Source organism: Pseudoalteromonas luteoviolacea (assembly GCF_000814765.1).
Taxonomy (GTDB): Bacteria; Pseudomonadota; Gammaproteobacteria; order Enterobacterales; family Alteromonadaceae; genus Pseudoalteromonas; species Pseudoalteromonas luteoviolacea_H.
In genome coordinates this window covers 115,499-132,580 of sequence record NZ_JWIC01000010.1, presented here as the reverse complement: position 1 = coordinate 132,580, position 17,082 = coordinate 115,499, and the positions used below count along the sequence as shown (strand labels likewise).

Sequence of the window (17,082 nt, the reverse complement as noted above, 5' to 3'; positions counted from 1 at the left end):
GCAAGTGGCACAGACTTTATACGATAAAATTTGGCAATCTCATGTGGTTGCACAAATTAATGAGCAGACAGATTTACTGTATATCGATAGGCATTTAGTGCATGAGGTAACGTCACCGCAAGCATTTGCCGGCCTGAGAGAGAAAAACCGTCCAGTACGTTGTCCAGAAAAAACCTTTGCGACTATGGATCATAACGTATCTACTAAAAGTCGCTCAATTGATGCGGCCAGTGAAGTGAGCAAAAATCAGCTTCAAGCACTGGCAAATAATTGCGCTGAATTTGGTGTTCAACTTTATGACTTAGAGTCGATTAATCAGGGTATTGTCCATGTTATGGGGCCTGAGCAAGGGATCACATTACCCGGTACAACCATAGTTTGTGGTGATAGCCATACGTCGACCCATGGTGCTTTTGGGGCATTAGCACATGGTATTGGCACTTCAGAAGTTGAGCACGTGCTGGCAACGCAAACACTGCAACAGAAAAAAGCCAAGGCGCTTAAAATTCAGATCAATGGGTTACTTCGCCCAACGGTGACTGCGAAAGACTTAATCATGGCGGTGATCGGTGAGCTAGGTACCGCAGGTGGTACCGGCTATGTTGCAGAGTTTTGCGGTACAGCCATCGAAGCATTGTCGATGGAATCACGTATGACGTTATGTAATATGAGCATTGAGATGGGGGCAAAAGCAGGGCTGATCGCGCCCGATGACATAACCTATGCGTATCTAGAGGGACGTCCTTTTGCACCAAAAGGGGCAGACTTCAAGCACGCTGTTGCCTACTGGAAAACGCTACATTCGGATGAGGGTGCGCAGTTTGATCGTGTGGTTGAAATGGAGGCGGAAGACATTCAGCCTCAGGTGACGTGGGGCACAAGCCCTGAACAAGTAATTGGCATTGATGAGCCCATTCCCAACCCTGATGAAGAGCAAGATCTGATCAAAGCAGATTCCATGCGTTCGGCATTGCGATATATGGGGCTTGAAGCTGGGCAGCGATTATCAGATGCCACGGTTGATACCGTATTCATTGGGTCTTGTACCAATAGCCGTATTGAAGACCTACGTGCCGCGGCAAAAATTGTGGAAGGTAAGCAAGTGGCGCACGGCGTCGAAGCGCTGATAGTACCGGGTTCTGGTTTAGTCAAACAGCAAGCTGAGCAAGAAGGGTTAGCTGATATATTTATCGCGGCAGGTTTTGAGTGGCGTGAGCCTGGGTGCTCGATGTGTTTGGCGATGAATGACGACAGGTTAGGTTCAGGTAAGCGCTGTGCATCTACCTCTAATCGTAACTTTGAAGGACGTCAAGGCCGAGGTGGACGTACTCACTTAGTCAGTCCTGCAATGGCTGCGGCGGCGGCAATTGCAGGTCGATTTACTGATATTCGAGGAGCGCAGAGATGAGTAAATATCATAGTGGATTGATGGCGCCATTAGATAAGAATAATGTCGATACAGACCAAATTATTCCTAAACAATTTCTTACGTCGACAAGCCGAGATGGCTTTGATAAAGCGCTATTTTATGATTGGAGATATTTAGACAATGGCGAGTCTGATCCAGAGTTTGTGTTAAATTTTGAACGCTATCAAGGCGCGACTATATTATTGACCCGTGATAATTTTGGCTGTGGTTCATCTCGTGAGCATGCCCCTTGGGCACTCAAGCAGTATGGCTTTAGTGTCATCTTGGCAGAGAGTTTCGCAGATATCTTTTTCAATAACTGTGGTAACAATCAGATGCTTTGCATTGCGCTGCCTGCAGAGGTACTGGATGCGCTGTTTGCAGTGTGTGACGCGCATCCACAGGTACATATTGAAATTGATCTAGAAAAGCAGGTGATCTGTAGTGAGTATTTTGCGGATATTTCCTTCGAGGTTCGCTCAGATATTAAAGCAAGATTACTCAGTGGCTTAGATTTTATTGGAGAGACGGAGCAACTGAATCACCATATTGATGCCTTTGAACAACAGTTAAAGTCTGCAAGACCGTGGCAGTGATCAGATAGATTTCTGGCTAACCATCGCATTTTTTTGCCATTATGCCAAAGGCGTTTTAGTCTTTGGCTTTTCATATTTAGGAACATATCGATGAATAAGTTTTCAGCTTCTCTGTTGGCTGCTGCAACGGTGTTTGCCAGTAGTGCCGCTTTTGCCCGTCCTGCTCCGCTTGTATCTATCCCAACTCATGATGCTTTTTTTGACAAAATCAAAGCGCATTGTGGCAAGGCATATGAAGGCAAGGTGACTGTTGATAATCAGGGTCCAAGTGCATTTAGCGAAGAAAGGCTGGTAATGCATGTTCGTCGTTGTAACGAGCGTGAGCTACAAGTACCGTTTCACGTAGGTAAAGATGCGTCACGTACTTGGATCATTACTAAAACAGGTAGTGGTCTAAGCCTGAAACACGACCACCGTCATAAAGATGGCAGTGATGATAAATCGACTATGTATGGTGGTCACACGGTCGATGCAGGTTTTGACAATGTGCAATCATTCCCAGCGGATCAATATTCTAAAGAGCTATTTATTGAACATGCTATTCCTCAATCGATGGGGAACACTTGGCAAATGTTTATCTATGATGACAAATTTACGTATCGTTTAGTGCGTGAAGGGCGTGAGTTTAGAGTCGACTTTGACTTAACTAAGCCGGTGAAAGCACCTAAAGCGCCTTGGGGATATAAAGACTAATTTGCTTTGATGAACCAGCACGTTATCGCTGAGTGCTGGTTTTTAATGCACGATTTATTTCCTTTACACACTTCACTTCTGCTCTCAGATCCGGTTGATAAGGGCGGGGGTAAAGCGGTAAACGGTCAAATTTTTGTACGCCACCATGCAATAGTATTTGGGGGCTATCGCCACGGCATAAGGTTTGACTGTGGCGCAGTAAAAAAATACTTTGTTGTGAAAAGTGCTCGTAAGAATCAGCTTTTATCTGCAAATAGTAGTGGTCATCGTTATACTTAATTTGTTCGTAATGGATTTGGTGGTCAAAATCATAGTACTTTTCAGCAACACCTATCTTATTTGGTGAGAAGCTACACGCACTGAGCAAGCTAAGTGACGTTAATATTAGCACTTTTACAGTGATTTTGTGGATAAGTGTTGTGCGAGATTGCATGCTTACTTAGCACCATTGAAAAGGGTATCTGTCTGTTAAGTGTATCAAAAGGGGCAACAATTGTTAGAACGTATACGATTATTTTTGGCTAAATTAGACGCTCAGCCTCAACAAGAGGCACCCGTAGACTTTGCGACTGCATTGGGTGCATTGATGGTAGAGGTGATGAGGGCTGATAATGATATTGCGCCTGATGAGTTAAAGATGATAACTCAGTTGTTACAGCAGCATTGTCAGTTATCGGCGCATAGCAGTGATCTTATCTGTAGTGAGGCACAGCAGTTAGTCGATGAAGCGATAGATTTGCACCGTTTTGTTAAAGTTGTCAATGACAATACCAGTGAAGAAGCGCGCATTGAAGTGATTGAGTTATTGTGGATGGTTGCATTCGCAGATGGCAAATTGGATCCTCAGGAAGATTACACCGTTCGCAAGTTAGCGGGGCTGATGTACGTATCTCATGGCGACTTTATTGCCGCCAAGCTCAATGTAAAAGGTATTTTAGGTTTACCTGATTAGTGCGCTACAACGGCACCTGCCTGCAATTCATTTTGGCATGATTGAATGGCTTCTTTGATCATAAAATTCACTAATGTTGGTGAAATATGGTACATCTTGGCGATTTCTTTTTGTTTTAAGCGCCCATCTCGATAAAAGCTCACCACATTTTGATGGCGTTTAGACAGCTTACCTATGGTGCTATTTACTTTGTCAGACAACTGCGCGTCAATATATCTTTCTTCAATATTGGAGCTTTCATCGTCGAACTGTTCTGTTTGGATTGATTCTAAATCAACCAGAGATTCGCGATTTTGTTTTCGGATCATATCAATGGCAATGTTTCTAGCAACTTGATAGCAATAGCTTTTGGTGTTTTTAACCTGACAATCCTGACACTTTGACATACCTGATAAGCGTAAAAACGTATCCTGTAAGGCGTCCTCGGCCAGATATGGGCAGCGTAGGATATTATTCAAATAAGCCAGTAATTTTGCTTCATTCTCAGCAATCACCTTAGACCACTTGTTGCACAGCTGCACTGTCATTTACTCCTATTTGTCCTAAAAGTTAATCCGTAATAGATAATGCGAATTATTATCACTATTATGTTATTTTGATCTTCTATTAACAGTCAAGTGTTTTGTGTGGTTTTGCTAATTAAATACAAATTAACCACGGGTTAAAAATAAGTGCTTTTTTGCAACCTTAATTGCTTATTTTGCAACAAATATTCTTGTTATTTTCTTTGGTTTTTTACGGTTTGTATCGTCTTGAGTGCACGGGTTTAAATTTTTAACAGTGTTTAAGAACTTAAGGAAAGTTATGAAGTTAAAATCTACATTAGTACCTATTTTGGCTGCTTTTGCCTTGTCTGGTGTCCACATTGGCGCACAGGCAAGCACAGCGTCCGTGAATTTGAATGAAGATGTTAAGATCACGCGCACAGAGCATGGTATTCCGCATATTCAAGCAAAGTCTCTATTCGGCTTAGGGTATGGTAATGCGTATGCGCAGGCACAAGATCATGCGTGTATTTTGGCGGATGGCTATGTGCGCGTGAAAGGTGAACGTGCTAAGTATCTTGGGCCACATAAAAACGGCCAGGATAACTTTTTTGTTAGTCTAGATTTGGGCTATAAAATCATTGACTTACGTGGTCGAGTTGAACGTGAGTATGCCAATCTGTCTGCGGATACACGCGCATTGGCAGAGGGGTTTGCTGCGGGTTATAACCAGTACCTTCAAGATGTCAATCTGGGCAACGCGACTTTGGCACCAGCATGTGACGGCAAAGCATGGGTTAAGCCGATTGAAGGCGTAGATGTGGTTGCATCGGTATTAGCGTCTGCGGTTCAAAACAGCATAGGTCGTTTACTGGTACAAATTCTTCAAGCAAATCCAGGTACAGGCACAGAATGGCTCCCTGTGATTGCCAAACAAGAAAGTGAAGCGTCACAGCCGTGGTTAATGGCCAGCAATACGGATTATAAGCCAAAGCAACTTACGCAGGGCTCAAACGGTTGGGCATTGGGTCATCAAGTGACTGACAATGGCCGTGGTTTATTACTAGCAAATCCACATTTCCCATTTAATGGTAACCTGAGATTTTGGGCTAATCACGCCAGTGTAGAAGGTGACTTTAGCACCATGGGGGCGTCAGTGGTGGGTGTACCAGGGATTGTGAATATTGGTTTTAACCAAAACATTGCTTGGACACATACCTACTCAGCAGCACGTCATGAAGTGATTTATCAGCTTGAGTTAAACCCAGCGAACCCGCTGCAGTATAAATTCGATGGTCAGTGGCTAGATATTGAGAAGAAACAGGTTAACGTTGATGTGTTAACGCCTATGGGCGTGATCACCATGAAGAAAGACTACTTCACAACGCCAATTGGTTATGTGCTTGAAGATCAGAAAAACTTTAAGTGGGATGACAAAAATGCCTATGTTGTCCGCGATACCAATTTAAATAACTTGGAAGGCATTGACCACTGGTTGGCAATGAACCGTGCTAACAACCTAGACGAGTTCATCGAGACCTTTAAAACGCTCGATGGGTTAGCGTTTAACAATACCCTTGTGGCAGACAACCAAGGTGAAGTGTTCTACATTGATGATTCTAATGTGCCGGATTTACCTGCGATGGGTGAAGAGCTATTGCGTTCACATCCGGTGATTTCACAAGTGTATAAAAACACGCGTATGGCAGTTTTACCGGGTACCAGCAGTGCATTGGTCTACCAGCAAGAAATCCCGTATGAGCGCGCACCAAAGTTACGTCGTCAAGATTACGTGCAAAATGCCAATAATTCATACTGGCTAACGAACCTAAATGAAAAATTGACCGGCTACTCGCCGCTCTATGGTCACACTGACTATAAGCAAACGCGTCGTACTCGTTATAACTTAAACTTACTGCGTTTTGCTCGTGGCGCAGATGGTAAATTTGATCGTCATGAACTAGAAAGCATCGTCACAGGCACCAGTGCGTCGTTTGAGCTTTATAAACCGACGGTGATGGCTGCGTGTGCACTGTATGCTGGCCAAACGTTAAAAGTGACGGACACCTTAAGCATGCCTGTCGACCCTGCATGTCGTGCATTTGCAAAGTGGGATGGCAAATTTAATGCGAATTCTGTGTCTGCGCCGCTTGCAAAAGAGTTCTTCAGCTTACTAGAAGATGAAAATTTACTGGTGCAATTTAACCCCGTATTTCCTGCTGTGACGCCAAGCATTGTCAAAGCGGACAAGGCAACCTTGGTTAAGCTATTGGCTGCAAGTAAGCACCTTGAAAATGCAGGCTTCGCCATTGATGCACCACTGGGCGAGTTACAGTATTTGCAAAAGGGGGATCGACGTATCCCTTGGCCAGGTGCTGAGCACAATAGTGGTGGTTTTAACATCTACTCGACAACCAATGCGATGGATCTGACCTCGTTTGCTCCGCAATTGGCGCCGCCGTTAAAAGAAGTATTAAACGAAAACTGGACAGTGAGCACTGGCTTGAGCACAGATGGTTATCCAATTAACTATGGCTCTAGCTGGATGATGGTGGTCGGCTTCGATCAGCATGGTCCGCAAGCCCGTGGTCTATTGACTTATTCGCAGAGTAATAATCCAAATTCACCACACTTCTCTGATGCCAGCGAGCACTATGCTGCAGGTAAGGGATTGATTGATTTGCCGTACACAGATGCACAGATCAAGCAAAATAAAGTCAGTGAAATCACACTTAGCGTGAAAAAAGACTAAAAATCCTAGACTGTCGCGCGTCACAGTGGCGACAGTCTAATTTTTGGAAAAATGTGATGAGCTTTGACAACGAAAATGGCACTTTTAAAGTAATCATTAACCACGAAGAACAATACTCTTTATGGCCGAGTTACAAGACGATACCCGGTGGCTGGCAAGACACAGGTGTGAGTGGCGATAAAGCAACTTGCCTTGAACATATCAAAACGCATTGGACTGATATGCGCCCGTTAAGCTTACGCCAAGCCATGGCGCAATAGTTCAGGCCAATTAGTGAGAGTGAGTCAGGTAGTCAGTGATTTAGGCGAAGCCATGCCCTGACTTTGTAGACTCTATTTTCACTTCATATTGCGATCAGGCGGACCCCGCCATACAACACTCAATTACTTAAGCGCATTAAGCATTTTCTCGACATAGTGTGGGCAGTAAAAGCACCAAACACGATGCGCATTGCTAGTTATATCTCATGGAGTAAATCATGAACGCCATTACCATCATGGATCATTTAGCGCAGCATGTTGCGCAGCAGCCAGACAAAACGGGGCTGGTATGTGTTGATAAAAAAGCACACACACCATGGAGCTATGGAGAGCTGTATGCACAGAGCTTAATGGTGGCCAGCCATTTAAAAAATCACGTTGTGGCAGGCGACAGAGCGCTGATCTTGATGGATACCGGCATTGAGTACGTGACCAGCTTTTTAGCTTGTCAGTATTTAGGTGTGACTGCCATTCCAAGCTTTCCGCCAGAATCGACCAAAGCCCAGCATATTGCGCGTACTGTGGGTATTGCAGAAGATTCAGAAGCGGCACTTGTGCTAACAACCGCACGCTATACTGCCACAGTCGAGGCACTGGTTGATCAAGTCAATGGCAGCAAAATGTTGGTGATTGACGAGTTTTGTGAGCAAATCGAAGACGTTGAGCGTTACTGTGCTAAAAGTGATGACATTGCATTTTTACAGTATACCTCAGGCTCAACGGCTAAACCCAAAGGGGTGATGGTTAGTCATGGCAACTTGATTGCCAATGAAAAAGCCATTGCTGAGGGCCTTAAGATCAGTCGCGATGATACCATAGTTAGCTGGTTGCCGCTGTTCCATGATATGGGCTTGATTGGTGGGCTATTGCAGCCGATTTACTCGGGCTTTAAATTGATTTTATGTTCACCTCGTTACTTTATGGAACGCCCAGCGCGCTGGTTACAGCTGATTTCCCAATATCACGCCACCATCAGTGGCGGCCCTGATTTTTCTTATCGTCTGTGTATTGAGCGCATTAAAGACAAGCAAATTGCAGACATTGACTTGAGCAGTTTACGGGTGTTTTTCTCCGGCGCAGAGCCCATTCGCCACGACACTTTACTGAACTTTGCGGACAAATATGCAGCGCAAGGTTTCGATAGTAACGCGCTTTACCCTTGTTATGGTCTTGCCGAAGGCACTTTATTTGTGACCGGCAGTATTCCTGCACAAGGCGCGGTCATTAAGGCATTTGATAATCAAGCCTTGGCATCGGGTAAAGCGGTATATCAGCAAGTTGCCGATACGCGTGACACTGAAGAATATGGCCACCAAGTGGGGTGCGGCGTATCTGCCAGCGAACATCAGGTGCGTATTACCTGCTCATCCAGTTTTGATGAAGTTGCAGAGGGCGGCATTGGTGAGATCTGGGCGAGCGGTCCAAGCATTGCGTTGGGGTATTGGCGCAATGATAAAGCCACGCAAGAGACATTTGTTGAGCATGCTGGCAAGCGCTGGCTGCGCACAGGGGATGTTGGTTACATTCATGATGGTCAACTTTACATCTCTGGTCGCCAAAAAGATTTGATCATCATGAATGGTCACAATGTCTATCCACAAGATATTGAGCGCGCAATTGAAGGCGCCATCAGCTTTGTGCGTCAAGGCCGTGTCTCGGCGTTTCCGGTACCAAGCGAAGAAAGCGGCGAGGGCATCGGTATTGCCATTGAAACCGCCAATGTGTATCGCAATGAGGTGCCAGCGCAACAAAGCGCAAAAATTATCAGAGATTTTATCATTGAGCAATTTGGTCATTGCCCTGAGTTGGTGGTGCTATTAGACCAAGGCGGATTGCCAAAAACCTCCAGCGGTAAATTACAGCGCAGCGCGTGCATGAAATTACTTAATGAGGAAAAGCTGGCTACCTACGGGGTATTTAACCTAGCTCAATTGCAGCAGCTATCCATCAGTCATGGCGGTGAAGATCAGGAAGGCTGGGATACCCTCACACATACCTTAGCTGAGTTGTGGCAAGAGGTGCTTCGCTATCCAGTGAATAGCAATGATGCCGATTTTTTTGCTTTAGGTGGCAGCTCGATTAAGGCCGCTTTGCTACTGGCAAAAGTACAAGAGACATGCGAGTGCCAAATTGATCCGACAGCGGTGTTTGCAGCGCATAAATTTACTGATTTTTGTCAACTGGTACGAGAGAGTATCAACACCAAAGCACATCAAGTGGCGATCCCTGCACTGGCCCAAACCGCTTATCCACTGAGCGCACAGCAACAAAGGCAATTGTTCTTATGGCAACTTGAGCCTACCAGTAGCGCATATCATATTGGTGCCAGCTTAACGCTGCATGGTGACGTCATCGACACGCACTTACAAACTGCGCTTAAACAGGTGTTAGAGCAGCAGGGCGCCTTGCGACATGCGTATGTGAAAGATCAAGACGGACAATGGCAGCAGCGCTTAACCGAGCAGCCGCTGAACTGGCAGTCGCTTGATGTGACGACGCAGTCTGACGCGGATATTGCAGCATGGATTGAGGCATTTTATCAGCAACCATTTGCGCTGGAAAAAGGCGAAAACTTGAGAGCCGCGCTGTTAAAACGTGCAGAGGGACGCTTTGAGATGGTACTGGTGATGCACCATATCGCCAGTGATGCGTGGAGTTTTGACCTTCTCCTTGCGGATATTAGCCGCACTTATCAGTTGCTTGCTGAGGGTAAGACGTTAACTCACATTTCGCCGGCGATTAATTATGGTGATTTTGCCGCTTGGCAGCAGCAGTGGTTATCAAGTGCCGATGCGCACAGCCAGCTCTCTTATTGGCAGCAATTGTTGCAAGGCAGTGATGATGAAGAGCTACTTACGCCGCAGCATATTAGGCAGCCTAATGGCCCTGCGCCGATGCAAAGTCAAACACTGCAACTGTCTTATCAAGAGGTTGAACAGCTTCAAGCGCTTGCGCATCGCCATGGCGCAAGTTTATTCATGTTATTACTCAGTAGCTTGCAGGTATTTTTCTATCGCTATGCTGGTAAACGCACGCCGCGCATTGGCGTGCCGGTAGCGAATCGTCGCTATTCAGAGTTGCATTCTTTGGTGGGTTTTTTCATCAATACTTTGGTTCAGCGCAATACATTGTCTGCACAGCAAAGCTTTGTTGAGGTGTTAGCGGCAACCAAAGAGCAGGTGATTGCGGCACAACAAAATCAGGATTTACCGTTTGAAAAATTAGTTGAAACACTCAACCCAGATCGTAGCCTAGGGCAAAATCCGCTATTTCAGGTGATGTTTAACCACCTTGAGCAGGATGTGCAGCAAGCGCTTGACTTGCCTGGCGTTGCGGTGGATAAAGTGGCGGCACTGCAATCGCAAGCTCAGTTTGATTTGAGCATAGACTCGCGTTTGTTAAATGATGGTGCCTTATTGTTGGAGTTCCAATATAACGCAGCCCTATTTGACGCCGAATATATGCAGTCGGTGGTGCTTGCCTTCAATACTTTACTGCGCAATGCGGTGGCTGAGCCGACGACAGCGATAGGCAATTTAGCGACCCATACGCAAAAAACACGGGCGATCGCGCAAGGCCTTGGCGCTGTGGTGACATTACCGGATACGCCTTGGTTAGATGCCATCAGTGAGATTGCACACAAAGCGCCTGCGCGCACCGCGGTGATTTATAACGATCAGCACTACAGTTATGAGTGGCTTGAGCAGACTTCAAACCGCCTAGCTCATGGCTTAGTGGCAAAAGGCTTAAGCACAGAATCTGTTGTCGGTGTGATGCAAAGTAGAAAGCCATTGATGCTGGCCAGTACGTTGGCATGTCTTAAAGCCGGTGCGGCTTATTTGCCGCTCGATAAGCAATTCCCTGCGGATAAGTTGCAACATATGCTCACGGACAGTGGCTGCCAAGCCATACTCAGTGATGATGCTGATCTGGCGGAGTCATTTGATGGCATGTTTTTGTCGCCACAAACCCTTTTGGGAGAGCACCATCTCAATACGGGGGCGCCAGAAGTAGCACGCCATTGTCAGCAAACCGCATACCTCAATTATACCTCTGGCTCGACTGGCAAAGCCAAAGGCGTTGCCATTGAGTTAGGCGCATTGTCTCGTTATATCGAGTCGGCCAAGCAGTTTATCAACTTACAAGCGGATGATGTCGTGCTGCAATTTGCCACAGCGAACTTTGATGCGTTTGTTGAGCAGCTCTTCCCAACATGGGCTGTGGGTGCTGCGGTATTACTGCGCGGCGATGCCTTGTGGGATGCTGATACCCTTTATCAGCAGGCACAAAAGCATAATGTAGCGGTGATGGATTTAAGCGCTGCGTATTGGCGCAGTATCAGCGCCAGTTGGGCGCGTAAAGCGCAGCAAGCCGCATTGGTCTTACCTAAATTAAGACAAGTTCACTCAGGCGGCGAGGCCATGTCTGTGGCGGGTATTCAAGACTGGCAAAATACTGGTTTATCGCAGGTACGATTACTTAATACCTATGGCCCGACGGAAATCGTCGTCGAAGCGGCAATCCACCCTTGCCAAGATTTTACCGCGCATGGCCAAGAGAATCAGTCAGTCCCTCTGGGTCACGCTTTAGCCGGACGCAAACTGTATATCCTTGATGACAACTTGGAGACAGTCCCCCATGGTCAAGTGGGTCAGTTGTTTGTAGGTGGTGATATTTTAGCGCGTGGCTACTGGGCACAGCCGGAAATGACAGCGACACGCTTTATTGCGGATCCATTTAGCGACGATGGCGCGCGTATGTATGCCACTGGTGATATGGTCAGCTGGCAAGGCGAGGCCTTGATGTATCACGGACGCAACGATCATCAGGTGAAAATTCGCGGTTTTCGCGTTGAACTAGGTGAAATAGAGCAACACTTGAGCCAATTGCCTGAGGTTGATATGGCGGTTGTGGTGACGGAGCAGCAAGCGCATGGTCTGGGTTTAATCGCTTATATTCAAAGTGGTAAATACAGCGATGAAGGATTTGCCGACAAGCTAAAAAGGGCGCTGGGAGAGCGTATGCCCGCATACATGGTGCCTAGCGATATCCTGGTGCTGGAAACACTGCCAGTAAACGCCAGCGGCAAGTTGGAGCGTAAACAGCTGCCTAAAATAGACCGTGTAGTTAAAGCCGTAGAGCTGGCGCAAAACGACACCGAACGCGCTATCGCCGAGATCTGGCAAAAACACCTCAAAACTCCAGATATCGATCGACACGCTAACTTCTTTGATGTTGGCGGGCACTCGCTATTACTGATGGCGGTGTATGAAGAGCTGAAACTTCAGTATCCAAATTTACAAATGACAGAGTTGTTTGCGCATCCAAGTATTGCCAGCTTGGCGACATTGCTTGGCGGTGCGCAGTCAAACACAGCCCCTGTTACCCCTAAAAAACCAAGTGGCGCGAAACAAAAACGCGGCATGGGCGCGATTGCCGCGCGTAAAAGAAAAGCAAGAGAATCTTAATCATGTCAGAGAGTAATTATAGCGAATTAGATATTGCCATCGTCGGTATGGCTGGCCGTTTTCCAGATGCCGATAATGTTGATCAACTTTGGCAAAATGTCAGAGATGGCCACTGCTCCGTCAAAACATTTGATGACAACAGCTTAAAAGCGGCAGGCGTCAGCGATGAAGATCTTGCCCATCCGGATTACATTAAACGTGGTATCCCTTTTGCGGGGATGGCGCAATTTGACGCGGCATTTTTTGGCTATACCCCCAAAGAAGCGGCGCAGCTTGACCCGCAGCAACGGGTATTTTTGCAAACCTGCTGGCATGCCTTAGAACATGCCGGGATTGCCACCGACACCAGTAATTTTACCGGTGTATTTGCCGGGTGCGGCGTGACTGCGTATTTACTGCAAAATCTATTGGGTGATTCACAGCAAGATATCACCAGTTTACTGGCGCTGACCAATGGCAACGATAAAGATTCACTGGCCACGCGCATCAGCTATGAGCTGGATTTAACGGGTCCGGCAGTGACCGTGCAGACAGCATGTTCGACGTCTTTGGTGGCGGTGCACATGGCGTGTCGTTCACTGCAAAACTATGAGTGCGACTCGGCCCTTGCTGGTGGCGTATGGTTAAACTTAAATAACGAGCAAGGCTATCATGCGCCGACTGGCGGCAGTTTATCACCCTCTGGCCAACTGAGCGCATTTGGTGAGCAAGCGGATGGCATTTTGATTGGTAGCGGCAGTGCCGCTGTGGTGCTGAAGCGTGTAGAAGATGCCATTGACGCAGGCGACCATATACTGGCCGTGATCAAAGGGTCCGCAATCAACAACGATGGCAAAGAGAAGGTCGGTTACACCGCACCAAGTGTCACAGGACAAGCGAGTGCGATTGAAGCGGCACTGGAATTTGCTGATATCGAGCCAAGCTCAGTGGGCTATATTGAAACCCATGGCACGGGCACAACCTTAGGCGACCCGATCGAAATCGCTGCGCTAAGCCGCGCCTATGGGGAGTGTGACAAGCAGCAAATTGCCATCGGGTCCATTAAAGCCAATATTGGCCATCTGGACTCCGCGGCGGGTGTAACCGGTTTGATTAAAGCGGTGCAAGCACTGCGCCACAAAACGCTACCACCCAGTTTGCACTGTGAGCCACTAAACAGCAAAATCGACTTTGCGAATAGCCCATTTTATGTCAACACCACATTGACCCCATGGGAAAGTGACTCAGTGCGCCGAGCGGCGGTGAGTTCACTGGGGATGGGCGGCACTAACGCCCATGTGATTTTAGAAGAATACACAGCAAATGAGACGCAGCACAGTCACACAGCGCCTTGGCATATCTTACCTGTGTCTGCGAACTCGCAGTCAGCACTGGAAGCCCAGCGCCAAGCGCTGGCTATCAAATTACAGCAAAATCCAGATAATTTAGCACTTATCGCAGCACAATCGCAGCATAACCGTACCGCTCAGGCTGTGCGTCATGCCCTGGTGGTAGACAGCGCAGAGCAGGCGCAGCAACTGCTAGTTCGTGATGTTGTTGGTGATAAAGCGGGCGCTGCACAAGTGGCGTTGATGTTCTCTGGACAAGGGTCGCAGTACGTGACCATGGCTAAGCCTTTGCTTGAACATATGCCTGAATTTAAAGCCCAGTTTGATGATGTCATCGCTTTATTTGATAGCACCTTGCAAGATGAATTACGCCGCGTCTTTACCCCCAACGATGATGAGCTTTTGGCAGCCAACCAGTTGCTAGGTCAAACCCGTGTGACTCAGCCTGCTTTATTTGTCGTCGCCTATGCCATGGCCAAATGCTACCAAGCCCATGGTATACAGATTGAAGCCATGCTTGGCCACAGTATTGGTGAATATGTGGCTGCGTGTCTCAGTGAGGTGATGAGCTTAGACACCGCTGTAAAATTGGTGACGGCCCGCGGCGAAGCGCTACAAAAAATGGCTCCGGGTGCCATGTTATCTGTGATGAGCGATGCGCCAAGTTTACAGCCGTATTTAAATACACAGCTGGATATTGCAGCGTGTAATAGCCCGACCAATACTGTTGTGGCGGGGTCTAAAGAAGCCATTAAGGCGCTGCAAACTGAGCTCAAAGCCGCCGATATCAGCGTCACGCGCCTGCATGTGTCTCATGCTTTCCACAGTCATTTGACTGAACCTGTGCTGGGTGAATTTGCTGACGTATTAAATACTGTGCAATTGAATGCACCGCAAACGCCATTTGTGTCTAACGTAACAGGGACTTGGATCACGCCAGAGCAAGCCACTTCAACACAGTATTGGCTAGACCACATTCGCCAAGCAGTGAACTTTGTTGATGGCGTGAAAACACTGGCAGCTAAGTGCAATGTGCTTGTTGAGGCAGGTCCTGGCGATACGCTACAAAAGCTGGCCAAGCAATCGATCGAAGGTGACACTACAGTACTCAATTCCATTGCCCATGCGCGTGATTTAAAAGCGCCTATTCCACCTTGTGTGAAAACGATGGCAAAACTGTGGCAATTGGGTGTGGCGATAGATTGGTCTGTGGTGTCCTCTAATCCACATGGGTTAGAGATAGCATTTCCAGCATATCAGTTTGATAGCACAGAATATTGGGTTGATGCGACTCACAGCAAAACACCAGTGACGACACACACTGATAGCACAGGTCCTGAATTATTAGCGCCAGTTTGGCAGCAGCAATTGCATACAACTTCTGCGCTCAGCCAGTTCAACAGCGAAAAGGTACTCGTGATTGCGACAGATGCGCCAATACTGTCGCAGTTGACCGCTGAACTGAGCGCAAAAGGTGCTGAGGTGATCGTAGCATGGCAGGGGGATGAATGTGTCTCGCTGGGACAAGGTCAATATCGTTTGGATTGCCAAGATGCCAATCAATTAACAGCACTTTATGAGCAGCAGAGCTTTACGCGCATTGTGGATTGTCGTTTGCTTGATGAGTCAGGGTGTGGTTATCAGCAGTTATTACCGCTCGCTAAATGGCTATTGAGTCAAGGCACACTGCAGTGGACGGTGGTGGCCAGTGAATTATTCAGTGTGTTAGGTGATGAGCCAATATCAGCGGACAAAGCCACAGCGCTTGGGATAACGCGGGTGATTGGTATGGAGCAAACCGCCATTGATTGCCAGCTGCGAGAACTCACCACCGCACAGCGCGACAGCGCTCAGTCACACATTGCGGCGCAAGTGGTTGCAGATATGGCCAATGAAGCAAAAGAAATTGCTTATCGAGGTCGTCAGCGCTTTGTGTTAACTGAGCAGGTCTTACCGCAAACAGAGATTGCGGCGAATACTGCGTCGTCGCCAGTGACCTTTATCACAGGGGGGCTTGGCGGCGTGGGCTTAGTATTAGCTAAGTTATTGGCTGCGCAAGGCCATGCCTTGATGTTGCAAACCCGTGCCGAATTCCCTGACAGCGAGCAGTGGCCTACGCTGCTTAATGATGAGCACTCAGATAGCAAGCTGACAGGTCAGATCCATGCACTGCAAGCACTGCAAGCAACGGGTGCGCGCGTTGCTGTGATCACTGCCGATGTGCTGGATATTGCGAGTCTGAATGTCGCCATCAGTCATGCGGAGCAATCATTGGGTCGTATTACTCAAGTGATCCACGCAGCGGGCTTACCGGGCGGAGGCATGCTGGCTCAAATGACCACCGATCAAGCGTCGCACAGCATGGCGGCGAAAACCCGCGGTACAGATAATCTATTAGCGGCGTTTAAATCACATCAGCTAGAGCGGATGATTTTATGCTCATCTTTGGCATCAGTTTTGGGGGCCTTGGGTCAGAGTGATTACTGTGCTGCCAATAGTTACCTTGATGCCGTCGCGATGCAGCCTCAGCCATTTTTAGTACAATCAGTTAATTGGGATGCATGGGCAAATATCGGCATGGCAGCGGGTCACAGTGTGGGTGAAGACTTTGGTATTGATGCGCTGGCGGCCAAAACCTTATTGGATGGTATTAGCCAATCGCAGGCGCCGCAAATTTATGCTGCAAGCCTGTCTTGGCAGGCCCGTGCAGATAAGGTGGCAGAGCTGACAGAAAAGTTAATGCAGGCAAAATCTCCTGCGCCAAAAGGGCACAAACGTCCAGATCTTGATACTGAGTTTGAAGCCCCAGACAGCGAGCTTGAACTGCAATTGGCAGCGATTTGGAGTGAGTTCTTAGGTTTTGACGAAATTGGCATTTTCGATAATTTGTTTGAGCTTGGCGGCGACTCGCTGATAGCCATTCAAATGTTGGCCAAAGTCAAACAGCAGTTTGCCGTTGAGATAGAGCCAGCTACCTTCTTTGAAGACCCCAATTTAGACAATCTCACTTTCTTAATAGAAGAGCAGTTGCTGAGCGAATAGAGGCTGACTTGAAAGCACTGTGACTATTTTTTGGGAGGCCAAATTGGCCTCCCACTTTATTTTTTTCCTCTCCCAACGTCTAGCTGGCATTAAGGGCA

The 17,082-nt window shown here is 47.4% G+C and carries 10 protein-coding genes; 8 read left to right on the top strand and 2 right to left on the bottom strand.

What is annotated here, in order from left to right; all coding sequences use genetic code 11:
- Positions 1-4 precede the first annotated feature (4 nt).
- From leuC to JF50_RS22060, 3 genes are all read left to right on the top strand, one after another.
- Complete coding sequence (gene leuC / locus JF50_RS22070; protein ID WP_039611510.1) at positions 5-1,408, top strand: 3-isopropylmalate dehydratase large subunit; 1,404 nt, start codon at positions 5-7, stop codon at positions 1,406-1,408.
- The gene (gene leuD, locus JF50_RS22065; RefSeq protein ID WP_039611509.1) at positions 1,405-2,004 is read left to right on the top strand and encodes a 3-isopropylmalate dehydratase small subunit; all 600 of its coding nucleotides are present in this window, start codon (positions 1,405-1,407) and stop codon (positions 2,002-2,004) included. Before leuC ends, leuD begins: the two co-directional genes overlap by 4 nt.
- Positions 2,005-2,094: 90 nt before the next feature.
- Positions 2,095-2,697, top strand: coding sequence for a hypothetical protein (locus tag JF50_RS22060; RefSeq protein ID WP_039611508.1), 603 nt, complete (start codon positions 2,095-2,097; stop codon positions 2,695-2,697).
- A 22-nt stretch (positions 2,698-2,719) separates the two neighbouring features.
- Here the strand turns inward: JF50_RS22060 and JF50_RS22055 are convergent, their stop codons facing one another.
- The gene (locus JF50_RS22055; RefSeq protein ID WP_052262679.1) at positions 2,720-3,130 is read right to left on the bottom strand and encodes a hypothetical protein; all 411 of its coding nucleotides are present in this window, start codon (positions 3,128-3,130) and stop codon (positions 2,720-2,722) included.
- Positions 3,131-3,190: 60 nt separating this feature from the next.
- Here JF50_RS22055 and JF50_RS22050 point away from each other — a divergent pair, with 60 nt between their 5' ends.
- Positions 3,191-3,649, top strand: a complete 459-nt coding sequence (locus JF50_RS22050; RefSeq protein WP_039611507.1) for a TerB family tellurite resistance protein — start codon at positions 3,191-3,193, stop codon at positions 3,647-3,649.
- Here JF50_RS22050 and JF50_RS22045 read toward each other — a convergent pair.
- On the bottom strand, positions 3,646-4,176 hold the full coding sequence (locus JF50_RS22045; RefSeq protein ID WP_039611506.1) for an RNA polymerase sigma factor: 531 nt from the start codon (positions 4,174-4,176) through the stop codon (positions 3,646-3,648). The two genes, JF50_RS22050 and JF50_RS22045, sit on opposite strands and share 4 nt — an antisense overlap.
- Before the next feature lie 277 nt (positions 4,177-4,453).
- Between JF50_RS22045 and JF50_RS22040 the strand changes: the two genes are divergently transcribed.
- The 4 genes from JF50_RS22040 to JF50_RS22025 all read left to right on the top strand — a co-directional run bounded on the left by JF50_RS22040 (position 4,454) and on the right by JF50_RS22025 (position 16,984).
- Entirely contained in the window at positions 4,454-6,886 is a 2,433-nt protein-coding gene (locus JF50_RS22040; RefSeq protein ID WP_039611505.1) for a penicillin acylase family protein, read from the top strand.
- Between the two features lie 56 nt (positions 6,887-6,942).
- A complete protein-coding gene (locus JF50_RS22035) occupies positions 6,943-7,146 on the top strand; it encodes an MbtH family protein (RefSeq protein WP_039611504.1) in 204 nt (67 codons plus the stop codon).
- Positions 7,147-7,364: 218 nt separating this feature from the next.
- Positions 7,365-12,614: a non-ribosomal peptide synthetase gene (locus JF50_RS22030; RefSeq protein ID WP_039611503.1), complete on the top strand. Its 5,250-nt coding sequence runs from the start codon at positions 7,365-7,367 to the stop codon at positions 12,612-12,614.
- Between the two features lie 2 nt (positions 12,615-12,616).
- Positions 12,617-16,984 carry a type I polyketide synthase gene (locus JF50_RS22025; RefSeq protein ID WP_039611502.1) on the top strand — a complete coding sequence of 1,456 codons (4,368 nt, stop codon included), beginning with the start codon at positions 12,617-12,619 and terminating at the stop codon, positions 16,982-16,984.
- Positions 16,985-17,082: the final 98 nt, after the last annotated feature.